Source organism: Janthinobacterium sp. CG_23.4, assembly GCF_029892305.1.
GTDB lineage: Bacteria > Pseudomonadota > Gammaproteobacteria > Burkholderiales > Burkholderiaceae_D > Janthinobacterium > Janthinobacterium lividum_D.
The window spans coordinates 894,822-919,555 of record NZ_JARXUX010000001.1 but is presented as its reverse complement, the minus strand read 5'-3'; the positions used below and the strand labels follow the sequence as shown (position 1 = coordinate 919,555).

General features: G+C 57.9%; 15 protein-coding genes, 2 tRNA genes and 3 pseudogenes. 11 read left to right on the top strand and 9 right to left on the bottom strand.

Features of this window, described 5'->3' with window-relative positions; all coding sequences use genetic code 11:
• Nucleotides 1-7: 7 nt before the first annotated feature.
• Nucleotides 8-2,800, bottom strand: a complete 2,793-nt coding sequence (locus H4V96_RS04025; protein WP_196855370.1) for a type VI secretion system Vgr family protein — start codon at nucleotides 2,798-2,800, stop codon at nucleotides 8-10.
• A gap of 81 nt (nucleotides 2,801-2,881) precedes the next feature.
• On the bottom strand, nucleotides 2,882-4,048 hold the full coding sequence (locus H4V96_RS04020; protein WP_196855371.1) for a hypothetical protein: 1,167 nt from the start codon (nucleotides 4,046-4,048) through the stop codon (nucleotides 2,882-2,884).
• Nucleotides 4,049-4,209: 161 nt separating this feature from the next.
• Here H4V96_RS04020 and H4V96_RS04015 point away from each other — a divergent pair, with 161 nt between their 5' ends.
• The 3 genes and pseudogenes from H4V96_RS04015 to H4V96_RS04005 form a co-directional block, all read left to right on the top strand.
• Nucleotides 4,210-5,514, top strand: a complete 1,305-nt coding sequence (locus H4V96_RS04015) for an MFS transporter (RefSeq protein WP_196855372.1) — start codon at nucleotides 4,210-4,212, stop codon at nucleotides 5,512-5,514.
• Nucleotides 5,515-5,848: 334 nt separating this feature from the next.
• Entirely contained in the window at nucleotides 5,849-7,429 is a 1,581-nt protein-coding gene (locus H4V96_RS04010; RefSeq protein WP_070345704.1) for an isocitrate lyase, read from the top strand.
• Between the two features lie 486 nt (nucleotides 7,430-7,915).
• A pseudogene (locus tag H4V96_RS04005) lies at nucleotides 7,916-9,165 on the top strand (IS3 family transposase); the annotation flags it as partial.
• A 31-nt stretch (nucleotides 9,166-9,196) separates the two neighbouring features.
• Here the strand turns inward: H4V96_RS04005 and H4V96_RS04000 are convergent.
• Nucleotides 9,197-10,704, bottom strand: a protein-coding gene (locus H4V96_RS04000) for an IS3 family transposase (RefSeq protein WP_280721166.1) whose coding sequence is annotated in 2 segments (ribosomal slippage) — nucleotides 9,197-10,287 and nucleotides 10,287-10,704 — 1,509 coding nt in all. Because the reading frame shifts where the segments join, the coding sequence is not laid out codon by codon here.
• 98 nt (nucleotides 10,705-10,802) lie between these two features.
• Between H4V96_RS04000 and H4V96_RS03995 the strand changes: the two genes are divergently transcribed.
• Complete coding sequence (locus tag H4V96_RS03995; protein WP_196857170.1) at nucleotides 10,803-11,129, top strand: integrase core domain-containing protein; 327 nt, start codon at nucleotides 10,803-10,805, stop codon at nucleotides 11,127-11,129.
• 34 nt (nucleotides 11,130-11,163) lie between these two features.
• Here the strand turns inward: H4V96_RS03995 and H4V96_RS03990 are convergent, their stop codons facing one another.
• From H4V96_RS03990 to acs, 4 genes are all read right to left on the bottom strand, one after another.
• Nucleotides 11,164-11,364 carry an AlpA family transcriptional regulator gene (locus H4V96_RS03990; RefSeq protein WP_034760447.1) on the bottom strand — a complete coding sequence of 67 codons (201 nt, stop codon included), beginning with the start codon at nucleotides 11,362-11,364 and terminating at the stop codon, nucleotides 11,164-11,166.
• A 1,054-nt stretch (nucleotides 11,365-12,418) separates the two neighbouring features.
• Nucleotides 12,419-12,509 (bottom strand) — tRNA-Ser (locus tag H4V96_RS03985).
• A 191-nt stretch (nucleotides 12,510-12,700) separates the two neighbouring features.
• Entirely contained in the window at nucleotides 12,701-13,957 is a 1,257-nt protein-coding gene (locus tag H4V96_RS03980) for an IS4 family transposase (protein WP_280720712.1), read from the bottom strand.
• Between the two features lie 213 nt (nucleotides 13,958-14,170).
• On the bottom strand, nucleotides 14,171-16,177 hold the full coding sequence (acs, locus tag H4V96_RS03975) for an acetate--CoA ligase (RefSeq protein WP_196857143.1): 2,007 nt from the start codon (nucleotides 16,175-16,177) through the stop codon (nucleotides 14,171-14,173).
• A 302-nt stretch (nucleotides 16,178-16,479) separates the two neighbouring features.
• On the opposite strand from acs, the gene H4V96_RS03970 reads away from it, so the two are divergent.
• From H4V96_RS03970 to H4V96_RS03945, 6 genes are all read left to right on the top strand, one after another.
• A complete protein-coding gene (locus H4V96_RS03970) occupies nucleotides 16,480-17,091 on the top strand; it encodes a YqhA family protein (protein ID WP_070345711.1) in 612 nt (203 codons plus the stop codon).
• Between the two features lie 80 nt (nucleotides 17,092-17,171).
• The gene (locus tag H4V96_RS03965) at nucleotides 17,172-18,713 is read left to right on the top strand and encodes a fumarate hydratase (protein WP_010395318.1); all 1,542 of its coding nucleotides are present in this window, start codon (nucleotides 17,172-17,174) and stop codon (nucleotides 18,711-18,713) included.
• A 65-nt stretch (nucleotides 18,714-18,778) separates the two neighbouring features.
• Nucleotides 18,779-19,636, top strand: coding sequence for a glutamate racemase (gene murI / locus H4V96_RS03960; RefSeq protein ID WP_070345712.1), 858 nt, complete (start codon nucleotides 18,779-18,781; stop codon nucleotides 19,634-19,636).
• Between the two features lie 133 nt (nucleotides 19,637-19,769).
• Nucleotides 19,770-19,845: transfer RNA gene (locus H4V96_RS03955), tRNA-His, on the top strand.
• Between the two features lie 325 nt (nucleotides 19,846-20,170).
• Nucleotides 20,171-20,917 (top strand): hypothetical protein, encoded by a 747-nt coding sequence (locus tag H4V96_RS03950; RefSeq protein ID WP_196857142.1) that lies wholly within the window; start codon nucleotides 20,171-20,173, stop codon nucleotides 20,915-20,917.
• Nucleotides 20,914-21,396, top strand: a complete 483-nt coding sequence (locus H4V96_RS03945; RefSeq protein WP_196857141.1) for a hypothetical protein — start codon at nucleotides 20,914-20,916, stop codon at nucleotides 21,394-21,396. Before H4V96_RS03950 ends, H4V96_RS03945 begins: the two co-directional genes overlap by 4 nt.
• A gap of 117 nt (nucleotides 21,397-21,513) precedes the next feature.
• Here the strand turns inward: H4V96_RS03945 and H4V96_RS03940 are convergent.
• Nucleotides 21,514-22,185 (bottom strand): annotated as a pseudogene (locus H4V96_RS03940) (integrase core domain-containing protein); the annotation flags it as partial.
• A gap of 120 nt (nucleotides 22,186-22,305) precedes the next feature.
• Between H4V96_RS03940 and H4V96_RS03935 the strand changes: the two are divergent.
• Nucleotides 22,306-23,813, top strand: a protein-coding gene (locus H4V96_RS03935; RefSeq protein WP_280721166.1) for an IS3 family transposase whose coding sequence is annotated in 2 segments (ribosomal slippage) — nucleotides 22,306-22,723 and nucleotides 22,723-23,813 — 1,509 coding nt in all. Because the reading frame shifts where the segments join, the coding sequence is not laid out codon by codon here.
• A 30-nt stretch (nucleotides 23,814-23,843) separates the two neighbouring features.
• Here the strand turns inward: H4V96_RS03935 and H4V96_RS03930 are convergent.
• Nucleotides 23,844-24,727: pseudogene (locus H4V96_RS03930) on the bottom strand (transposase); the annotation flags it as partial.
• Nucleotides 24,728-24,734: the final 7 nt, after the last annotated feature.

Below are 24,734 nucleotides of genomic sequence, written 5' to 3'. Positions count from 1 at the left end.
GGCGTCATCAATCCTTGTTGTTGAACACTTTGATAGCGGCCAGATGCATCGCCGCGCGCTCCAGCACCTGCGTCTTGCCGTCCCCGTCACTGCGGCCGTCGGCCGCCGAGCCATCTTCCAGCTTCACGGCAAAGTGCGCCTGCGGTGCCAGTTGCGGTTGTTGCGGCACGCCGTCGACAGGGCTGTCGTCGCCCTCGTATTGAAAAATGAATTGCTGGTCGGCCTTGCCCTCGGCAAAGCTTGGCAATTGCACCTCCATGCTTTGCGGGTCATTGAAGACAAAGTTGGGCGCGTTGAAGTTCAGCGGCGACTTGCAGCCAAAGGTGATGCCTTCGGCGATGCGGATAAAAGCGCCATGCTTGGAAATGAGCACGATTTCATCGGCCATGCCCGTCAGCTTGCCCTCGCTGGCGGTGAGCTTCAGGTTTTTCCCCGCATTCAGTTGCATGTCGTCGTGCTGGCTTTGCAGCAAAAACTTGCCATGGTGGGCGATGGCGCGGATACCGTCCGCGTGGGAAAACAAGGAAATGCCCTTGCCCGCGTTCACGCTGTAGCGCTGGCCAGCCACCGCTTGCAAATGCTGCTGCGCCACCGTATCGATATTGCTGGAGGCATAGCTGACGATGGCCTTTGAACTGGCAAAGCTGATACCGGCCGGCGCCGTGACGGCAATCGCCGCCGCACCGCCCAGTTCGGCACGGGGCTGCGTATTGCTGCCGCCCTCCCAGCTTTTCAAGCTTTGCTGCAACTCCTGCTGCGCTTCGTCCGCGTTCTCCAGCGCCTGGTGCGTGGCCGCATAGCTGCCCAGCGAGCGAAACAGTTCCAGGCAGTTTTCCATCAAGCCCAGATATTCGCTGCGCGCCATCTGCCCGCCATCGCCGTTCAGGCGCTTCCAGGCCGAGATCAGCATGCCCTTGCCTGCCCGCATCGCCAACTGCTCGTCGGTGCGCAGCTCGGCGCCCTCGCCGCGTGCGTCACCCTGCCCATTGCGCCGGTCCTGCGTCAGCCAGCCCAAGTTCAGCTGGCTGGAAGCATGATCGCTGGCGAGCTGAGCGTTGATCTGCCCATGCACATCATCGAAGCGCAGCTGGTTACCGCGCGTGCCCTTGATTTCGCGGCTCCTGATGCCGGACAAATAGCGGTTGCCGGGCAAATCGCCCGTCTTGCTCAAGGCAACCGGCTGCGCACTGTGGTTATACAACTGGCCCACGATAATCGGCCGGTCCGGGTCGCCGCCGAGAAAGTCCAGCAACACTTCGCTGCCCACGCGCGGCAAGCCCAGGTAGCCGCATTGCTGCATGCTGCCAGGCCCGTTACCGGCCCAGCTCGATGCGACGCGCACCCAGGCCGAATCGGCATCCGTGTCAAGGGCGCCCGTGCCGCCTGCATGCGCGTGGTCCAGCTTGCGCGTGGCGGGAAAACGCACCTTGACCCGGCCCATCGCATCGCAATAGACTTCTTCATTCGCCGGCCCCACCACCACGGCGCTTTGTAGGGGAACTGGCGGCAAGTCGGTGCGCGTGTCATAGGCGGGGACGATGGGTACGCCGCGCCGCACGGCAGTCAGTTCAATATGCATGCGCAAGGGGCCATCGTCGAGCGCCGCCACGTCGCACTGCGGCAGCGATGTCTTATCGGCCAGCCAGCGGTTGCGCGCAAACAGGCGTGCCACCCTGGCGGCAAGCTCCCTCGGTAAATTGTTTTGCGCCGCTACCTGCAGCGTTGTGACGACAAAATCGCGCTCGGCCGCTGGCAAGGTGTCGATGTCGGGGTGCTCGGCCAGGCTGAAGTATTCGCCCGGGCACAGGTCGCGTACGCTGCCTTCGGCATGAAAGCAATGGCTTGCGTAATCGTGCTGCTGCATGGCCAGCATGCCCAGCTGGCACAAGGCGTCATGATCGCTGCCTGCGCGCGGTGGCAGTACGCGGTAATCATCGAGCGTGGCGGAAATGGCGTTACCATGCATGCCCTGCTGCCCACGCCCCAGGGCATCGGCAGTCATGAACGGCCGCGCACGCGGGTGTTGTTCATTCCAGCTATGCCGCGTTACCTTGCCCGCCTGCAGCTTGCGCACTTCGCTCCACGACGTCAGGGTGTCGCGCTGTTCCGTCGCACGGTCTGCGTGATAGCGCACGCTGCCCGCCACGTTCTTGCGCAAGCCATCGGCATGGTTGAACAACACCAGGGTATGCGCTGGCTCGGCATGTGCATGCGTATTACCCTCGGCACGAAAAAACCAGGCGACGCCGCTGCGCTTGAGCAGGCGCCGCACGAAGGCCGCATCGGATTCATTGTGCTGCATGACAAACTCGCGCTGCGGATACGTTTGCGCCTCGAAGAAATCGGCAAACGCATACTGGAAGGCGTGCGCCAGCACGGTATTGCTGCGTATCCATTCGTCGAGCAGGATTTTGACGATGTCGATATCCGTCAGGCGCCGGAAGACGCGGGTATTGCAGCGTTTTTCCATGATAGACAAGGCATCTGTCAGCACCAGCTGGTAGCTGGCCAGCGCGCCATCGCTGTCACCGGCACTCGCTTGCGTGACCAGGCCGCAGATGCTGCGCAACTGCCCTTGGTCGGTGACAATATCGAGCGCGGCGGGCAAGGCAATCAAGCTGCTCAAAGGCAGATCGGCATGCGTCGAAAAGCACAGCACGCGGTATTCGATGCCACCACAAATGGCCTCGCTGCCAGCGATATGCTGCGGTATCAGCGCACCGGGAGGCACTTTGGGCGCCCACCCCAGGCGTAGGCGCAAGGGGCGCTGGGCACCCGATACCGACGCGTCATCATCCACGGCACTCTCCTTATGCGCTCTGGTGTTTCAACCAGCAGGAAAAGCGACAATGCCACGCGATGGAGGGGAAATACTTGATATTTAGTAAGAACCGGCCCAGCGTCCCAATACTTCCATCAAGCTTTGCCGCTTCGCCAGCAAAGCGGGATCAAGCTTCGTCCATTGCTCCAGTCGTCGCGCATACGCAGGCGTCATCATCCAGCCGAACACTTCGGCCTTGTCTTCCTCGGGCCCATACGCGGCGTACAGGCTGACGATTCCCGCTTGCGGGTGGCCCAGGTTTTGGAAGCCCTTGCCGTAGGCCGTGGCGCCGCCCTGGCCGTAGGCCGTGCCGGGTGGGTTCAGGGCCAGCCAGGCGGGGTCGCGGTAATAGAAATCGTTGAACAGGCGGTATTCGATGAAGTGGTAATACTCGTGGTGCACGCGCAGCTCCATGCCCGATGGGCACATCGCGGCCAGCAGGTTGTCGGCGTAGACGACGCTGTCGATCTCGGGCGCCGGCATGGCCAGGCGGCGCTGGCCGTCCACGCTCAAATCCTTGACCAGGACGACGTGGTGCAAGCCTGTGCGAGCGAAGACGCCGGCCGGGTAGCGTTCCATGGCGGGCAAAACGATACTCAGCAACAATTGCAGCCCGGCGCGGTCTTGCGCCGAGTCGCTAAAGGCATGCGCCTCGCTGCCGGGCATGGCCAGGGTCCAGGCGGGTGCCAGCTGCAAGGCCGCCAGGCGCGCCGTGGCGATGGCCTGCAGCTGTGCCAGGCTGGCGTCCTTGGGCGCGACGGGCGCATAGCTCACGTTCCAGTCGCATTCGCTGCGCAGGCTGTCTTGCTGGGCGGCACGCTCGAACGCTTGCGCCTCAGCCGCCGATGGCGTGGATGGACCGACGCTGGCGCAAGCACACAGCAAGAGAGCGGCAAGACAGGACAGCAGGCGGCAAGCAGGCATGGGATTTTTCACAGGTATCAAAAAAGGACGCAATCGCTGCGCGCCATTGTACAAGCTGCAAGTTTCGCTGCGCATCAGCGCAACTAATTCTTGCAGAAATTCCAGCCGATGACGCTGGCGTGCGGGCCGCGCCACACGCGTAAAACCGCTGCTTTCAGCTAGGCCGATGGCGGGCGCCAGCTTGCTGCTCGACGCCAGGAACAGCCGTTGCGCGCCGCTGGCCTCGACAGCGTAGAAGGCGCGTTCGATCAGACGGCGCGCGATGTCCAGGCCTTGATGGCTGCCCACGATCATGCGCTGCATACCTTATTTTTTCCAATGAAGTCAACACTGATGATAGCGGCGTTGTATTCAGTATCACCAGGGAGCCCCCCGCGCACGGCCCCTTGCGTTAGCATTTACTCAAGCGGCGGAAATGAGTATGCTTGGATGGCAATATTCCATAAAACATAAGAACGAGACACATGCCTACTTCCAACACCGCCGCAAGCAACGCCGCAAGCCGCCCCCTCAACTCACAAGACTATAAAACCCTGTCGCTGTCCGCCTTGGGCGGCGCGCTGGAATTCTACGATTTCATCATCTTCGTTTTCTTTGCCAACGCCATCGGCCAATTGTTCTTCCCGCCGGAAATGCCCGAATGGCTGCGTTTGCTGCAAACCTTCGGCATCTTCGCCGCCGGCTACGTGGTGCGTCCGCTGGGCGGCATCATCATGGCCCACTTCGGCGACTTGCTGGGCCGCAAGCGCATGTTCACTCTCTCCATCTTGATGATGGCGGTGCCGACCCTGCTGATCGGTCTGCTGCCCACCTACGCCAGCATCGGCCTGGCCGCCCCGCTGCTGCTGCTGCTGATGCGCGTCTTCCAGGGCGCCGCCGTGGGTGGTGAAGTGCCGGGCGCCTGGGTGTTTGTGTCCGAACACGTACCCAGCCGTTTCACCGGCTTGGCCTGCGGCGTGCTGACGTCCGGCCTGACGGTGGGCATCTTGCTCGGTTCGCTCGTGGCGACAGGCTTGAACACCATCTACACCCCGCAGGAAATCACCGATGGCGCCTGGCGCTATCCCTTCCTGCTGGGTGGCGTCTTTGGTTTTGGCGCCATGTATCTGCGCCGCTGGCTGCATGAAACGCCGGTCTTCGCGGAAATGCAGCAGCGCAAGGCGCTGTCGACGGAAATGCCTTTGAAAGCGGTGCTGCGCAGCCACCGCGGCGCCATCGCCGTATCGATGCTGCTGACCTGGATGCTGTCGGCCGGCATCATCGTCGTCATTTTGATGACGCCAGCCCTGCTGCAAAAACTCCACCACATCGCCCCGCGCACCACCCTGCTCGCCAATAGCCTGGCGACCCTGTGCCTGGCCACCGGTTGCATCATCTCCGGCATGCTGGCCGACCGCCTGGGCGGCAAGCGCGTGATCTTCGTCGGCTCCCTGCTGCTGGCCATTTCCACGTATACTTTCTACACCACCATCGGCAGCCGTCCCGACCTGCTGCTGCCGCTGTACGCGATAACGGGCCTGTGCGTTGGCGTCGTTGGCGCCGTGCCCTACGTGCTGGTGCAAGCGTTCCCGGCCCAGGTGCGCTTTTCGGGGCTGTCGTTTTCCTATAATTTGTCGTATGCGATTTTCGGCGGCCTGACGCCCGTGGTCGTCACTCTGATGCTGAAAAACAACGTGTTGGGCCCCGCGTATTATGTGATCGGCGTGTGCATGATCGGCATGCTGACGGCGCTCTTCATCAAGGACCAGCGCCAGACGGTCGGACGCTAAACCAGCCGCCTGCGGCCAGCGCCACCTTCGGGTGGCCTTTTTTTGGCGCCGATTTATCGCGCTGCACCAAAATCTGAAAAGGCGTTTCACATCGCGAAATCCTGAACATCAAACTCAGCCACTCACGCTCTCACTTTTTGAAAAAACATTCCATATCGCGAAAAATATAAATTAAGTCATTGAAAAATAAAGAATAAATTTAAGTTATATGTCTTATATAAGACTTGAACATCGGTGTCAATCGGCCTACTATTTAGTCATGCAGTTCGCATCAAAACACATAGCGGCGTACTCGACGATTTTCTCAAACTTAGTTTTTCTTTAGGAGATACACATGTCCCAATATCAAGACGACATCAAGGCTGTTGCCGGTTTGAAAGAGCAACAAGGTAGCGCATGGAATGCGATCAACCCCGAGTCCGCCGCCCGTATGCGCGCCCAGAACAAGTTCAAGACCGGCCTGGACATCGCCCGTTACACGGCCAAGATCATGCGCAACGACATGGCTGCCTACGATGCAGACCCATCCAAATACACTCAGTCGCTCGGTTGCTGGCACGGTTTCATCGGTCAACAAAAGATGATCTCGATCAAGAAGCACTTCAACAGCACCGACCGCCGCTACCTCTACCTGTCCGGCTGGATGGTCGCCGCCCTGCGCTCCGAGTTCGGCCCGCTGCCAGACCAGTCCATGCATGAAAAAACCGCTGTCACCAGCTTGATCCGCGAGCTGTACACCTTCCTGCGCCAAGCCGATGCGCGCGAACTGGGCGGCCTGTTCCGCCAACTGGACGCGGCCCAAGGTGCTGACAAGCAAGCGATCCAGGCCAAGATCGACGGCCACGTCACCCACGTCGTGCCCATCATCGCCGACATCGACGCCGGTTTCGGCAATGCCGAAGCCACTTATCTGCTGGCGAAACAGTTCATCGAAGCGGGTGCCTGCTGCATCCAGATCGAAAACCAGGTGTCCGACGAGAAACAATGCGGCCATCAAGACGGTAAAGTCACGGTGCCGCACGAAGACTTCCTGGCCAAGATCCGCGCCATCCGCTACGCTTTCCTGGAACTGGGCGTGGACGACGGCATCATCGTCGCCCGCACCGATTCGCTGGGCGCCGGCCTGACCAAACAGATCGCTGTCACGACTGAAGCAGGCGACCTGGGCGACCAATACAACTCCTTCCTCGACTGCGAAGAAGTGTCGGCCGACGCGCTGGGCAATGGCGACGTCATCATCAAGCGCGAAGGCAAGCTGCTGCGTCCAAAACGCCTGCCAAGCAACCTGTTCCAGTTCCGCGCCGGCACCGGCGAAGAGCGTTGCGTGCTCGACTGCATCACCTCGCTGCAAAACGGTGCCGACCTGCTGTGGATCGAAACAGAAAAACCGCATATCGCGCAAATCGGCGGCATGGTCAGCGAAATCCGCAAGGTCATCCCGAACGCCAAGCTGGTGTACAACAACAGCCCATCGTTCAACTGGACGCTGAACTTCCGCCAGCAGGTGTATGACATCATGAAGGCCGACGGCAAGGACGTGTCCGCCTACGAACGCGCCCAGCTGATGAGCGTGGAATACGACCAGACGGAATTGGCGATCACGGCCGACGAGAAAATCCGTACCTTCCAGGCCGATTCGGCCCGCGAAGCCGGCATCTTCCATCACCTGATCACCCTGCCAACCTACCACACGGCCGCCTTGTCGACCGACAACCTGGCCAAGGAATACTTCGGCGACCAGGGCATGCTGGGCTACGTGGCTGGCGTGCAGCGCAAGGAAATCCGCCAGGGCATCGCCTGCGTGAAACATCAAAACATGTCCGGTTCGGACATCGGCGACGATCACAAGGATTACTTCAGCGGCGAAGCGGCGCTGAAGGCGGCTGGTAAAGACAACACCATGAACCAGTTCTAAGCTTTAGGCTGGGCTGTAGAGTGAAAAACCCGCTTCGGCGGGTTTTTTGCGTCTGCGCGTTGCGTAGCGAGAGGGGGGATTCGAATAATAGCTGGAAATGCTTATGGATGGCTGATTGGGATGAATTGTAGATTGATGAATACCCTCAATTATGCCCTCACTGTAAAGTTGCTAATTGGACTATAGATTATTGCAAAAATGATCCATTCGATCTAAAGATTGAAAAACTTTATGTTGGTGATTCGATTCCACCCTACCACTAAGAAAATTTTTACGCAACGCCAACCATCCAAGGTTGGCTTTGTCGTTTGTAGATCCTACAGTCCCTGTGTCGGTCCATTTCCGGACTTGCATCCCAGCGAGTGTGAATTACGTCCCTAGCACTCATTGAGCTTGCCAACGAGGGTCGACAACCCCCTATGTCAGGATAGATGTCGCGTCACTTGAATCACTTTAATCCATCCGGGGGCGGAGCAAAGACGTATAGTGAATCAGTATCCAGCAGAGCGCAAGGAAGCCATCCTTCGGCAAATGATGCCGCAGGAGAACAGGCCGGTATCGGCCTTGGCGAAGGAGAATGGTATCTCGGAACAGACACTTTATACTTGGCGACGAAATCTACAATCTCAGGGAGTGGCGGTGCCGGGAAATGGAAAGAATGCCGTGGTGTGGTCGTCGGCGGATAAATTTGGGGTGGTGCTGGAGACAGCACGCATGAACGAGGCCGAACTGGCTCAATACTGCAGGAGCAAAGGCTTGTTCGTCGAGCAGGTTGCCGATTGGCGCGAGGCCTGCCAGCAGGCCAATGAAGCGCCGGCCGAGCGTCACCGCGAACTGCGCGCGCAAGGCAAAAGCGACCGCAAGGAAATCAAGCAATTGAAGAAGGATTTGCAGCGTAAAGAGAAGGCACTGGCGGAGGCGGCGGCGCTGATCATTCTCAGAAAAAAAGCCCAGGCGATCTGGGGGGAGCCAGAGGACGATTGATCTGCGCCCCAGATCGCCAGCAAGTGATTACGCTAGTTGAAGAAGCTGTTGACGGCGGATGTCGCCGTGCGCAGGCGTGTGGTGCGCTGGAGATCAGCCTTCGAACCTACCAGCGCTGGATGCAGGGCAGTGATGGCAGTCAGGCGGACGGGCGCAAAGGCAGTCGGCGCGTGGCACCGGCCAACAAATTGAGCGAAGAGGAACGCCAGCAGATTGTGAAGGTTGCCAACAGCCCTGAATTTGCCAGTAGTCCACCTAGCCAGATCGTGCCGACCTTGGCTGATCGGGGCGAGTATCTAGCATCAGAATCGACCGTCTACCGGATATTGAAAGACGAGAAGCAGCAGCATCACCGCGGCCGAGCCAAGAAGCCCAGCACAAGGGTCGTCACAAGCCACTGCGCAACCGAGCCGAACCGCTTGTGGGCGTGGGACATCACTTGGCTGCCGACCAGCGTGCGAGGCTTGTATCTTTACTGGTACATGGTTCTTGACGTCTACAGCCGCAAGATCGTCGCGCACGAAGTGAACGTCGCCGAGTCTGCGGAAATGGCGTCGCTGCTGATGCGTAAGGCCAGCTTGGCCGAGGGGCTGGCCGGGCGTGAGGTGGTGCTCCACTCGGATAATGGCAGCTCAATGAAAGGCTCCACAATGTTGGCGACGCTGGAAAAGCTTGGGATCATGCCGTCGTTCAGCAGACCCCGTGTGAGCAACGATAACGCCTACGCCGAGTCGCTGTTCCGGACTTGCAAACGGTAGTTGTCAACAAAGATGTCGCGTCAAGTCATGCAGCTTTTCTTAATTCCTCTGGTGGTTTCCGTTCTGGATTCAGCCAGACTTCATCGTTCAATTCCCAATCCCGCGTAGTCCCGGCCCAGCGCTCAGGATGGCGTTGTTTGGCGGCCTCGTAGACTTGCTTGCGGTATTTTAGGATCGCTCCGTCCCGACCATCATGGCGCTGCGCAGGCGTCACGAATTTCAGGCCGCTGTGCTTGTGCTGATGGTTGTACCACTGCACAAATGACAGCGTCCATTGTCGCGCCTTTTCGATACTTTCAAACGGTTTGCTCGGATAGTTTGGCCGGTATTTGCAAGTCCGGAACAGCGACTCGGCGTAGGCGTTATCGTTGCTCACACGGGGTCTGCTGAACGACGGCATGATCCCAAGCTTTTCCAGCGTCGCCAACATTGTGGAGCCTTTCATTGAGCTGCCATTATCCGAGTGGAGCACCACCTCACGCCCGGCCAGCCCCTCGGCCAAGCTGGCCTTGCGCATCAGCAGCGACGCCATTTCCGCAGACTCGGCGACGTTCACTTCGTGCGCGACGATCTTGCGGCTGTAGACGTCAAGAACCATGTACCAGTAAAGATACAAGCCTCGCACGCTGGTCGGCAGCCAAGTGATGTCCCACGCCCACAAGCGGTTCGGCTCGGTTGCGCAGTGGCTTGTGACGACCCTTGTGCTGGGCTTCTTGGCTCGGCCGCGGTGATGCTGCTGCTTCTCGTCTTTCAATATCCGGTAGACGGTCGATTCTGATGCTAGATACTCGCCCCGATCAGCCAAGGTCGGCACGATCTGGCTAGGTGGACTACTGGCAAATTCAGGGCTGTTGGCAACCTTCACAATCTGCTGGCGTTCCTCTTCGCTCAATTTGTTGGCCGGTGCCACGCGCCGACTGCCTTTGCGCCCGTCCGCCTGACTGCCATCACTGCCCTGCATCCAGCGCTGGTAGGTTCGAAGGCTGATCTCCAGCGCACCACACGCCTGCGCACGGCGACATCCGCCGTCAACAGCTTCTTCAACTAGCGTAATCACTTGCTGGCGATCTGGGGCGCAGATCAATCGTCCTCTGGCTCCCCCCAGATCGCCTGGGCTTTTTTTCTGAGAATGATCAGCGCCGCCGCCTCCGCCAGTGCCTTCTCTTTACGCTGCAAATCCTTCTTCAATTGCTTGATTTCCTTGCGGTCGCTTTTGCCTTGCGCGCGCAGTTCGCGGTGACGCTCGGCCGGCGCTTCATTGGCCTGCTGGCAGGCCTCGCGCCAATCGGCAACCTGCTCGACGAACAAGCCTTTGCTCCTGCAGTATTGAGCCAGTTCGGCCTCGTTCATGCGTGCTGTCTCCAGCACCACCCCAAATTTATCCGCCGACGACCACACCACGGCATTCTTTCCATTTCCCGGCACCGCCACTCCCTGAGATTGTAGATTTCGTCGCCAAGTATAAAGTGTCTGTTCCGAGATACCATTCTCCTTCGCCAAGGCCGATACCGGCCTGTTCTCCGGCGGCATCATTTGCCGAAGGATGGCTTCCTTGCGCTCTGCTGGATACTGATTCACTATACGTCTTTGCTCCGCCCCCGGATGGATTAAAGTGATTCAAGTGACGCGACATCTATCCTGACATAGGGGGCAAATACCGGCCAAACTATCCGAGCAAACCGTTTGAAAGTATCGAAAAGGCGCGACAATGGACGCTGTCATTTGTGCAGTGGTACAACCATCAGCACAAGCACAGCGGCCTGAAATTCGTGACGCCTGCGCAGCGCCATGATGGTCGGGACGGAGCGATCCTAAAATACCGCAAGCAAGTCTACGAGGCCGCCAAACAACGCCATCCTGAGCGCTGGGCCGGGACTACGCGGGATTGGGAATTGAACGATGAAGTCTGGCTGAATCCAGAACGGAAACCACCAGAGGAATTAAGAAAAGCTGCATGACTTGACGCGACATCTTTGTTGACAACTACCGATTTCAAGCGACTCCACGCCTAGCGTCAATACAGCGCTGCTGCCATTGAGCAATCTCCTCTGCGTCCCAAGCGATGGACTTGGGGCCGATGGGAATAGGCGCTGGCAACACACCCGCCTTCACCTTGCGCCAAATCGTGGCACGGGACCAGCCGGTGGCCTCGATTACCGCAGGCAAGCGGAGGAATTTTTTGGTCGTGGTCATGACGCACTCCTTCGATTAATGAACGACCCAGGGTCAGGTCCGCCATTTGGACATGGATTGATGCTTTGGGTGCAGTAGAAGCCTTTAGGTCTTTTTCGATACGGGTTCATAGCCTATCAGAGGATTCGAAGGGGCGGACCTACAGGCCCTCTTCGAACCGACCAATTGCTGCCCGCAGAGGAAGCCCAGTCAGCTTCGCGCGCTGGGGACGTGCATTCGTGGTTCTGACTAAGCTGGCTTCTGCAGTGCTCAATGCATCAGCTCGTGTCCAAACGGAGGACCTGACCCCGGCCCTCGTGACACCGGCCATCCCATAGGAGTACCTAATTGATCGCGTCCTCTCGAATGCCACTTGACAATTAAATCATATGCAACTTATGATAATTTCCATAAATCAACATTTACACTGGAGAATTAATTGGGGCATAAAACAAGTAGTTGCGGTCTCTGTCATTACGAATTCAACATCGGAGCATATGTTTGCCAAGGATGTCGCGGTGATATCACTTATGGCGCAACAAGTCAGGAGTTGGCAGAGGCTTCGAAAATGGGGTTCATTATCTTTGGTATCGTAGGCTTTGCCTTGGTGTACGTTCTTCCTATGGTTTTCAACAAATATTTAGGCATGCAGATCGGAGACGGCTGGGGACTCGGCTTCTATGGACTAGGCCTGGTCGCGGCCAGCGCCGGTTTTGGAGCCTATAAATTTAGGTCCAGCTTACTGAACGCAGAAGCCTCTACAATCCGCACATTTCGCAGATGAACATGCGCAAGATGTCGCCTCTGGTGCTGGGGCAAGGTCTGCCATTTGGCCGTGAACTCTAGCATTGGCCGCCGTAGAAACTTGCTCAGCCGAAACCTAATTAGAACCACAAACGCGCGCCTACGGCGCGCGGGGCTGCCGCGCAGCGGCAGCAGTCAGTCGATTCGGAGCGGGCCGGGCCGGTAGGCCCGACCCTTCGAATCCCCCGCGCACGCCCCGCAGGGGGCGTGCTTCTCTCCGCGTACAGACGAAAAAAAAGCTACCCGAGGGTAGCTTTTTCTTTTTCGTCTGTGGCGGAGAGAGGGGGATTCGAACCCCCGATAGAGTATTACCCTATACACGCTTTCCAGGCGTGCGCCTTCAGCCGCTCAGCCATCTCTCCTGAAGGCAATGCGTGCGTCTTGCTTGCTCACATTGTGTACTGCATATCGCTTGTCGCGAAGCCGTAGATTATAGCAAATATTCTACAGACTGCCAAAGTTATTTGCCCGGGGGTAAAAGTAGCACAGTGCAGTAACCCGGTAAGGGCTGGGGTCGGACCCCAATCCACCCAAGTTAAGCAACAGGCTGCCATCAAGCAGCCTTGTAGGCCATGTATTTATGGGGCTTGTAGGCGTTGGTTTGCCGTGACCTTGATTGTCCTGGGCGATGTAGAAACGTTCGCTTGGCGATCAGAGCCAGCGCGTCGGCAAGCAAGTGTGCTGCCGCCAGCCCAAGCAGCAACGATGGCAAGAGCGGCTTGAGTACCGAATGGACATAGGCGCGGTTGATGCGTCTGTCCGTCGGCAATGCATCTTGCTGGCCGGCGGCACAGCTCGCCAACGCCTGCAGGTTATCGCATATTACCTTGGCGGCCAGATCCTGCATCAGGGCCTGCTGTGACAGTCCCGTCACGTGCTCCAGATGGAGGCGGTGTTTGATGCGCTTGAAGGCTTCCTCAATGCGCCAGCGTTGGTGGTAGAGGTCTCCGAACAATGCGGCAGGGAATTGTTCAACGTCTAGTAAATTGGTCATCAGAACACGCACCTTGCCGGTCGAGGCAACGTGGCGTATCAGGCGCACGGTCTGCGGTTCAGCGGGACATTCATAGTCAAGCGCATCGCGCCGATCCGGCGCCCGCAGCGTGACGATCTGCTCCTGCAGCCCCGACTTCAGAAACTGATTGACGCAGGGAAAGCCGCCACCGCGCGCCTGTTCGACACGCATGCAGAAGGCAATGTGGCGCTGGTTCAATACGGCAGGCATCCAATAGCACGGGTAGCCTCGGTCGAGTAACAGCAGATCATCCTTGCCAAGCCGGTCGAGCTGTTCGAACAGCATCTGGCGTTCGCCGACGTCGGTACTGTATAGCGAGGCCGAGAGCATCAATTCGGCACCGGGCAGAAACAAGCCAAACACCAGTTGATCGGCCACGGCGGCGCGTTTGACATGGCTGGCGCGCAAGCCAAAGCGAACGGTCGAGGCGTCAGCGGCGACCAGCCTGAAACCGTGCCAGCGTGGCAGGTAGCCATGCTGCTGTGCTTGTGCAATGAGCCAGTCGTTAAGCTCTGGCATGGCCGTGGTGGCAAGTTTTGAGCGTGCCTGAGCGAAAGCCTGGGCGCTCACCTGGTGCGTCAGTTGCGCCTGCTGTTGCAGATGGCCAAAGAATTCATCAAGTTCGGTTTGCACGCTCTTGCGCATGCCGGTGAGCATGAGCGCCACCAAGGATGGCAGCGGCAGTTTGCGGCGACGTTGAAACGCCATCGGATGATCAGGATGGCGGGCGCTAAGCCGAAACTGGTCGGATTGAAGATGGTCGGAGAAATCGGACAGCAAGGAAGCGAGCGACATGAAGGGCCAATGAAGATCAAAAGACCTTCATTGGCCGCCGCCTTGCCGCTGTCGAAAAAAGAGAGGTCAGCAAGGCGGCGGCCGCGCAAAGCCAGTGCCACGTCAAGCACTATTTCATTGAATTGCCAGCAATTGCGCGGGCTTGCTCCTTAACTTGGGTGGATTGGGGTCCGACCCCGGATGTTGGTTTGGGTTTCGACTACCCAAGCAACATTAGGACGTTTCTTTCAACTGATCCAGGATGGCCGAGTTTTCCAGGGTAGAGACGTCTTGCGTGATCGTCTCGCCCTTGGCCAGCACGCGCAGCAGGCGGCGCATGATTTTGCCGGAGCGGGTTTTTGGCAGGTTGTCGCCGAAACGGATTTCCTTCGGTTTGGCAATCGGGCCGATTTCCTTGCCAACCCAGTTGCGCAGCTCCAGCGCCAGTTTCTTCGCTTCTTCACCGGTCGGACGCGCTTGTTTCAGCACCACGAAGGCGCAGATCGATTCGCCGGTCGTGTCGTCCGGACGGCCGACTACCGCCGCTTCGGCCACCAGCGGGTTGGCCACCAGCGCCGATTCGATTTCCATCGTGCCCATGCGGTGGCCCGAGACGTTCAACACGTCGTCGATGCGGCCCGTGATGGTGAAGTAGCCGGTGTCCTTGTTGCGGATGGCGCCGTCGCCTGCCAGGTACATCTTGCCGCCCAGTTCTTCCGGGAAATAGCTGGACTTGAAACGCTCGGGGTTGTTCCAGATCGTGCGTATCATCGAAGGCCATGGGCGCTTCACCACCAAAATGCCGCCCTGGCCGTTTGGCACGTCCTGGCCCGCTTCGTCGACGATGGCGGCCATGATGCCCGGCAATGGCAGGGTGCAAGAACCGGGTACCATTGGCGTCGCGCCTGGCAACGGGGTGATCATGTGGCCGCCCGTTTCGGTTTGCCAGAAGGTATCGACAATCGGGCATTTCTCGCCGCCGATGTGCTTGTAGTACCACATCCACGCTTCCGGATTGATCGGCTCGCCGACCGTGCCCAGCAGGCGCAGACTGCTCAGGTCGTAGTTGACTGGATGGACTTTCGGGTCCACGTCGGCGGCCTTGATCAGCGAACGGATGGCCGTCGGCGCCGTGTAGAAGATGCTGACGTTGTGCTTCTTGATGGTTTCCCAGAAGCGGCCCGCGTTCGGGTAGGTCGGGATGCCTTCGAACACCACTTGCGTGGCGCCCACGGCCATCGGGCCATACGCGATGTAGCTGTGGCCCGTCACCCAGCCGATGTCGGCCGTGCACCAGAACACGTCGTCCGGCTTGATGTCGAAACTCCACTTCATCGTCAGCGCGGCCCACAGCAGGTAGCCGCCGCTCGAATGCTGCACGCCCTTGGGCGTACCGGTGGAACCGGAGGTGTAGAGAATAAACAGTGGATGCTCGGCATCGACCCATTCCGGCTCGCATTGCGCGCTCTGGCCTTCGACCAGGTCGTGCAGCCAGGTGTCGCGGCCAGCGTGCATCGGCAGGTCGCTGCCCGTGCGTTTGTAGACGATGACGTTTTTCACGCAATCGCAGCCGCCCAGCGCCAGCGCTTCGTCGACGATGGATTTCAATGGCAGCTTCTTGCCGCCGCGCAATTGCTCGTCGCCCGTGATGACGGCGACGGCACCGGCGTCGATGATGCGTTCCTGCAAGGATTTCGCCGAGAAGCCGCCAAATACCACGGAGTGGGTGGCGCCGATGCGCGCGCAGGCTTGCATTGCTGCAACGCCTTCGACGGACATCGACATATAGATGATCACGCGGTCACCCTTGCTGATACCCTTGGCTTTCAAGCCGTTGGCGAATTTGCAGACTTTTTCGTGCAACTCTTTATATGTTGCCTTGGTGACGCTGCCGTCATCCGCTTCGAAGATGATGGCGGTCTTGTCGCCCAGGCCATTTTCGATGTTGCGGTCGAGGCAGTTGTACGACACGTTCAGCTGGCCGTCTTCGAACCATTTGTAGAACGGGGCATTGTCTTCGTTCAGGGTGCGGGTGAACGGCTTTTTCCAGCTCAGGTTTTCACGCGCCAGCTTGGCCCAGAAGCCTTCGTAGTCGCGTTCGGCGTCCGCCACCATGGCGCGGTAGGCGCCCATGCCGGAAATGGTTGCCTGTGCGGCAAATGCTGCCGACGGTTCGAACACGCGCGACTCTTCCGGTCCCTGCTGCTCAGTGCCCTGCCCTTGGTTTTCTATAGCGGCCATATTCGTCTCCAGTGTAGTAATTGTTTGTTAACACCATATTCCTGCTGTCTTACGGACGCCTTACATGCAGCGTTTTCTTCGATCCATTCTATCCACACACACCATAATCGCCAGTGCTGAAGGGCGTCAAGCGCGCGCTGCGCAGCCAACAAGATGAAAAAACGACAACAACGCAAGAACTTGCAGCCACTTTGTGTTTCAGCAAGGCCAAGAATCCAAACCGAGGGCATGCGCAGGGATCAGCTGCAAGTGTAAAATGTCGGGCATACCAAAAATTGGTATTTACCACCAGGAAACCCCAGATGATCGACCACTCACAAAAACCCAAACATAGCAAACTGCACCCCCTGGCCGCCTTCATCTTCATGTCGCGCTGGCTGCAACTGCCGCTGTACATGGGCCTGATCCTCGCGCAATGCGTGTACGTATTTCACTTCTGGGTGGAGCTGTCGGACTTGATCGGCGCCGTGTTCGGCAATGATGCGGCCCTGCAACACGTCTTGACGGCCGTGGCCGTGCCGGGCGGCGCCCTGCCGACCAAGCTCAATGAAGCGACCATCATGCTGGTAGTACTGGGCCTGATCGACGTCGTCATGATCTCGAACCTGTTGATCATGGTCATCATTGGCGGCTACGAAACGTTTGTCTCGCGCATGCACTTAGACGACCATCCGGACCAGCCGGAATGGCTGTCGCATGTGAATGCGTCGGTGCTGAAAACGAAATTGGCGATGGCCATCATCGGCATCTCGTCGATCCACCTGCTGAAGACCTTCATCAACGCCAACTCGTACAAGATTGAAGTGATCATCGCGCAAACGTCCATCCACATCGTTTTCATCCTGTCAGCGATGGCGATTGCATACACGGACCGCATCATGACGGTAACCCAGAATCAAGCACGCCCCCATTGAAACAATCGCCCATGGCTGCCAGCGGCGGCCATGGGCTTTCAGCAAAGAGTCCTACCCTTCTTATCCACCGCGAGAACACCATGACTGTCATAAAGCAAGAAGACCTGATCGAATCCGTCGCCGCAGCGTTGCAGTACATTAGCTACTACCACCCTGCTGATTACATCGAGCACCTGGCGCGCGCCTACACGGCCGAGCAAAGCCCGGCGGCAAAAGATGCAATCGCGCAAATCCTGACCAACTCGCGCATGTGCGCCGAAGGCAAGCGTCCGATCTGCCAGGACACGGGTATCGTCAACGTCTTCCTGAAAATCGGCATGGGCGTGCGCTTCGAAGGTTTCAGCGGCACGGTCACCGACGCCGTCAACGAAGGCGTGCGTCGCGCGTACAACTTCGACGACAACAAGCTGCGCGCCTCCATCGTGGCCGACCCGCATTTCGACCGCAAGAACACCAAGGACAACACGCCAGCCGTGGTGCACATGGAGCTGGTTGAAGGCAATACCGTCGACGTGAAAGTCGCTGCCAAGGGCGGCGGTTCGGAAAACAAATCGAAGATGATCATGATGAACCCGTCCGACTCGCTAGTGGACTGGGTCATGAAAACCGTGCCAACCATGGGCGCCGGCTGGTGCCCGCCTGGCATGCTGGGTATCGGCATCGGCGGCACGGCTGAAAAAGCCATGTTGATGGCAAAAGAGGTGTTGATGGAAGACATCGACATGTTTGAGCTGAAACAACGTGGTCCACAGAACAAACTGGAGGAATTGCGTATCGAGCTGTGCGACAAGATCAACTCGCTGGGCATCGGCGCGCAAGGCCTGGGCGGCCTGACGACCGTGCTCGACGTGAAAATCATGATGCACCCGACGCATGCGGCATCGAAGCCCGTCGCCATGATCCCGAACTGCGCCGCCACGCGCCACGGTCACTTCGTGCTCGACGGCTCCGGCCCGGCCTACATGACGCCGCCATCGCTGTCGTCGTGGCCGGAAGTGCACTGGACGCCGGACACGGAAAAATCCAAGCGCGTCGACCTGAACACGCTGACGAAAGAAGAAGTCGCTTCCTGGACGCCGGGCCAGACCTTGCTGCTGAACGGCAAGATGCTGACGGGTCGCGACGCCGCGCACAAGCGCATCCAGGACATGCTGGCCAAGGGCGAAGAGCTGCCGGTCGACTTCAAGAACCGCGTGATCTATTACGTCGGTCCGGTCGACCCGGTGCGCGACGAAGCCGTCGGCCCGGCTGGTCCGACGACTGCCACGCGCATGGACAAGTTCACCGACATGATGCTGGAAAAAACCGGCCTGATCGCCATGATCGGCAAGGCCGAACGTGGCCCGATCGCCATCGAATCGATCCAGAAGCACCAGTCGGCCTACCTGATGGCCGTGGGCGGCGCCGCCTACCTGGTGTCGAAAGCCATCAAGCACGCCAAGGTGCTGGGCTTTGCCGACATGGGCATGGAAGCGATCTACGAATTCGACGTCGTCGACATGCCAGTGACGGTGGCGGTGGATGCCAAAGGCACATCGGTGCACAACACCGGCCCGAAAGAATGGCAGGCGAAGATCGAGCAACTCACTAGCGTCAGCAAGATTGCCGTGACGGTCGCTTAAACAAGCACTAGCATCAACGCCGCGCGGCACATCGCGCGGCGTTTTTTTATCTTCTTCGGTTTTATATGACTTTTACCTTACGTAATAGCGCAAATCTGGGGTCGGTCACGCTACCCATCGGCATCTTTGACTCCGGCGTGGGCGGCCTGTCGGTGCTGCGCCATGTCCGCGCGCAACTGCCGCAGGAAGACCTGATCTACTTTGCCGATTCCGCCCATGCGCCATACGGCGACAAGACGGAACAACAAGTGGTCGAGCGCTCGCTGGCGATCACCGCCTTCTTATTACAGCAAGGCGCGAAAGCATTGGTAGTGGCGTGCAACACGGCCACCATCGCCGCCATCAAGGCGCTGCGCGCGCGCTACCCGGACCTGCCCATCGTCGGCGTCGAACCGGGCCTCAAACCGGCGGCCGCCATCAGCCGCAATGGCAAGATCGCCGTGCTGGCCACGGAGCGCGCCTTGCGCGGCGACAAGCTGCTGGCCCTGCGCGAGCAGGTGAGCACCGCCACGGGCGCGACATTCATCTTGCAGCCCTGCATCGGCCTGGCCGACCGCATCGAACAGTGCGAGCTGGGTAACGACCCGCAGGACGCCACCAGCGCCATGCTGGAGCGCTACATCGCGCCCATGCTGGAGCAAGGCGTCGATACCCTGGTGCTGGGCTGCACCCACTACCCTTTCGTGCAAGACGCCATCGTCCGCACAGTGCGCGCGCATACGCAGGAACAGATCACCCTGGTCGACACGGGCGATGCCGTAGCGCGCCAGCTGGCCCGCTTGCTCGACGCGGCAAGTCTGCGCCGCAGCGACAACGGCGCCCCGCGACTGCAGGGCTACACGACGGCCAGCGTCGCAGCATTGGCGAAAGCCTTCGCCGGTTTGCTGGACTTGCAGCCGCCAGTCACCCACCTGTCCGTGTGAGCGCAAACGCGCATTTTCATGCGCGTTTTCAATTCTTTCAAAAAGACTGCATTTAGATTTGCCACTTTGCCGAGTTCTTTGTATAATTCGGCACCTGTTCAGCAAAACAGCTAAATAGGTAAGTAAGACAGTGGTGGCTGTAGCTCAGTTGGTAGAGTCCAGGATTGTGATTCCTGTTGTCGTGGGTTCGAGCCCCATCAGCCACCCCACAGAATGAGTAGGGAAATCAAAGGGTTACACGCTTCGGCTTGTAGCCCTTTTTTTCTATTTTCCAACGGTTTTTTAAATTTTCCAACGCTCCCTGCTGCCGTGTTGCATCGTATGCAACAAATCGCCACTATGCAAGATTAGCTGCGCCCTACTTGGCAGTGAGAGCCATCCTCACGCACGCAACCGGTAAGGGCCGCTACGTTACAAATTCTGATTAAAGTGATGCTTTCTTGCGGAAAATCATCTGTTAATTTACTGCTTTTCAGGCATCAACATTAAAAACGCGTAGAATGAATGAAGAAAAACGCATGCAACAATGAATAAATGACAATAAAACCTCAGACGACCAGCAATGAAATTCTGGCCGACCTCGATGCCATTTTGGAAAAAGGTGTGATGCTCAATAGCAGCTCACCCGAGGCATTAGCATTATTTGCAAGCATTGATAAGCTCGAGCACGCAGATCCTGATGAGTCGCTCAATCTGCGCGCACTAGTCCTGCACTTATGTAACGACCTTGACAGTGCAATTACCGTGTTAGAGCAGAGAGAGCATAAAGATCTGTTACGAAATATGGTGCTTCTGTCGAACTATAGTCGATGCTCTGCTGCACAGGAAATCTTTGCCAGTTACTGCAGTCCAAAAAGCGGGAATTTTTGGAGATGTATCCCATTTGCCTATCCGATCGGTGCGTTTCGACAGGTTGCTGAGTTTGCACGTGAGGCCGAGCGCATGCAGCTGCAGAGCAAAAGCGCCATTTCGTTAGAGGGGATTTATATGATCGATGAAGTTCTCGATGACCTTGGCATCACAGATGCCAATGCAGGAAGGGTAATGGAGCTTGCTGGCAGGGTCCTTTCCGAACATGGTTTCATGTTTCTCGGCCCTGGACCAGAGGTAGAGATCGTCAATGACGGTGGGGAAAGACGCGCAGTGCATCTCACCTATCGAATCGCTGCCAGTGCGACTGATGCGGTAAGCATATACATGAAATTCATTGAGCAGTTGTTTTATCGTGAGATCGATATGCCGGATGGTTTTCATGTGAGCTTTGGCGGGGCGACTTCATGACCGTTACGTCCCAAGAAATCATCACCTCAGTTGAAAAAAACCATACGCTGTCGACAAACGAGGCTGATTGGCGCGGTGTTTGCTCCCGCTCGTATTATGCGATTTATGAAGATGGAAAAGCATTCCACGAAAAACTCCCAACTCCTGGAACTCTCCGCGCGGAGAGCAGAGGGGGGATGCATAGGGATCTGATTGAACAGCTTTGCAAACCAAGCCTAAAGAGAGTTGATCCTGATTTTCTGAAGTCCATGAAAATTGGTTACCTAATGAAGACGCTCCATGATCAGCGTATCAAATCCGACTATTTTCGCGCTCAAGCGATAGCGAGGATTGATGCTGATAATTGCATTGCGCAGGCGAAAGGTTTACTTATCGCGCTATCCGACATGCCCGTGCCTTCTGTCCAAGTTGAGCAGGACACATTGCCGCCACAGATGTCAGAAAAGGTCAGCAGGCCAACTTTAACGCGCATCAAGTAGTTAAGTACATGCCCGCAAACGCGGGCTTTTTTATAGCTGCACGACTGCGATTTCAAGCAAACTACCAACACGCCCCTCCACCGCCTCGGTAGTTGTCAACAAAGATGTCGCGTCAAGTCATGCAGCTTTTCTTAATTCCTCTGGTGGTTTCCGTTCTGGATTCAGCCAGACTTCATCGTTCAATTCCCAATCCCGCGTAGTCCCGGCCCAGCGCTCAGGATGGCGTTGTTTGGCGGCCTCGTAGACTTGCTTGCGGTATTTTAGGATCGCTCCGTCCCGACCATCATGGCGCTGCGCAGGCGTCACGAATTTCAGGCCGCTGTGCTTGTGCTGATGGTTGTACCACTGCACAAATGACAGCGTCCATTGTCGCGCCTTTTCGATACTTTCAAACGGTTTGCTCGGATAGTTTGGCCGGTATTTGCAAGTCCGGAACAGCGACTCGGCGTAGGCGTTATCGTTGCTCACACGGGGTCTGCTGAACGACGGCATGATCCCAAGCTTTTCCAGCGTCGCCAACATTGTGGAGCCTTTCATTGAGCTGCCATTATCCGAGTGGAGCACCACCTCACGCCCGGCCAGCCCCTCGGCCAAGCTGGCCTTGCGCATCAGCAGCGACGCCATTTCCGCAGACTCGGCGACGTTCACTTCGTGCGCGACGATCTTGCGGCTGTAGACGTCAAGAACCATGTACCAGTAAAGATACAAGCCTCGCACGCTGGTCGGCAGCCAAGTGATGTCCCACGCCCACAAGCGGTTCGGCTCGGTTGCGCAGTGGCTTGTGACGACCCCCCCCTATGTCAGGATAGATGTCGCGTCACTTGAATCACTTTAATCCATCCGGGGGCGGAGCAAAGACGTATAGTGAATCAGTATCCAGCAGAGCGCAAGGAAGCCATCCTTCGGCAAATGATGCCGCCGGAGAACAGGCCGGTATCGGCCTTGGCGAAGGAGAATGGTATCTCGGAACAGACACTTTATACTTGGCGACGAAATCTACAATCTCAGGGAGTGGCGGTGCCGGGAAATGGAAAGAATGCCGTGGTGTGGTCGTCGGCGGATAAATTTGGGGTGGTGCTGGAGACAGCACGCATGAACGAGGCCGAACTGGCTCAATACTGCAGGAGCAAAGGCTTGTTCGTCGAGCAGGTTGCCGATTGGCGCGAGGCCTGCCAGCAGGCCAATGAAGCGCCGGCCGAGCGTCACCGCGAACTGCGCGCGCAAGGCAAAAGCGACCGCAAGGAAATCAAGCAATTGAAGAAGGATTTGCAGCGTAAAGAGAAGGCACTGGCGGAGGCGGCGGCGCTGATCATTCTCAGAAAAAAAGCCCAGGCGATCTGGGGGGAGCCAGAGGACGATTGATCTGCGCCCCAGATCGCCAGCAAGTGATTACGCTAGTTGAAGAAGCTGTTGACGGCGGATGTCGCCGTGCGCAGGCGTGTGGTGCGCTGGAGATCAGCCTTCGAACCTACCAGCGCTGGATGCAGGGCAGTGATGGCAGTCAGGCGGACGGGCGCAAAGGCAGTCGGCGCGTGGCACCGGCCAACAAATTGAGCGAAGAGGAACGCCAGCAGATTGTGAAGGTTGCCAACAGCCCTGAATTTGCCAGTAGTCCACCTAGCCAGATCGTGCCGACCTTGGCTGATCGGGGCGAGTATCTAGCATCAGAATCGACCGTCTACCGGATATTGAAAGACGAGAAGCAGCAGCATCACCGCGGCCGAGCCAAGAAGCCCAGCACAAGGGTCGTCACAAGCCACTGCGCAACCGAGCCGAACCGCTTGTGGGCGTGGGACATCACTTGGCTGCCGACCAGCGTGCGAGGCTTGTATCTTTACTGGTACATGGTTCTTGACGTCTACAGCCGCAAGATCGTCGCGCACGAAGTGAACGTCGCCGAGTCTGCGGAAATGGCGTCGCTGCTGATGCGCAAGGCCAGCTTGGCCGAGGGGCTGGCCGGGCGTGAGGTGGTGCTCCACTCGGATAATGGCAGCTCAATGAAAGGCTCCACAATGTTGGCGACGCTGGAAAAGCTTGGGATCATGCCGTCGTTCAGCAGACCCCGTGTGAGCAACGATAACGCCTACGCCGAGTCGCTGTTCCGGACTTGCAAATACCGGCCAAACTATCCGAGCAAACCGTTTGAAAGTATCGAAAAGGCGCGACAATGGACGCTGTCATTTGTGCAGTGGTACAACCATCAGCACAAGCACAGCGGCCTGAAATTCGTGACGCCTGCGCAGCGCCATGATGGTCGGGACGGAGCGATCCTAAAATACCGCAAGCAAGTCTACGAGGCCGCCAAACAACGCCATCCTGAGCGCTGGGCCGGGACTACGCGGGATTGGGAATTGAACGATGAAGTCTGGCTGAATCCAGAACGGAAACCACCAGAGGAATTAAGAAAAGCTGCATGACTTGACGCGACATCTTTGTTGACAACTACCGACCCTTGTGCTGGGCTTCTTGGCTCGGCCGCGGTGATGCTGCTGCTTCTCGTCTTTCAATATCCGGTAGACGGTCGATTCTGATGCTAGATACTCGCCCCGATCAGCCAAGGTCGGCACGATCTGGCTAGGTGGACTACTGGCAAATTCAGGGCTGTTGGCAACCTTCACAATCTGCTGGCGTTCCTCTTCGCTCAATTTGTTGGCCGGTGCCACGCGCCGACTGCCTTTGCGCCCGTCCGCCTGACTGCCATCACTGCCCTGCATCCAGCGCTGGTAGGTTCGAAGGCTGATCTCCAGCGCACCACACGCCTGCGCACGGCGACATCCGCCGTCAACAGCTTCTTCAACTAGCGTAATCACTTGCTGGCGATCTGGGGCGCAGATCAATCGTCCTCTGGCTCCCCCCAGATCGCCTGGGCTTTTTTTCTGAGAATGATCAGCGCCGCCGCCTCCGCCAGTGCCTTCTCTTTACGCTGCAAATCCTTCTTCAATTGCTTGATTTCCTTGCGGTCGCTTTTGCCTTGCGCGCGCAGTTCGCGGTGACGCTCGGCCGGCGCTTCATTGGCCTGCTGGCAGGCCTCGCGCCAATCGGCAACCTGCTCGACGAACAAGCCTTTGCTCCTGCAGTATTGAGCCAGTTCGGCCTCGTTCATGCGTGCTGTCTCCAGCACCACCCCAAATTTATCCGCCGACGACCACACCACGGCATTCTTTCCATTTCCCGGCACCGCCACTCCCTGAGATTGTAGATTTCGTCGCCAAGTATAAAGTGTCTGTTCCGAGATACCATTCTCCTTCGCCAAGGCCGATACCGGCCTGTTCTCCGGCGGCATCATTTGCCGAAGGATGGCTTCCTTGCGCTCTGCTGGATACTGATTCACTATACGT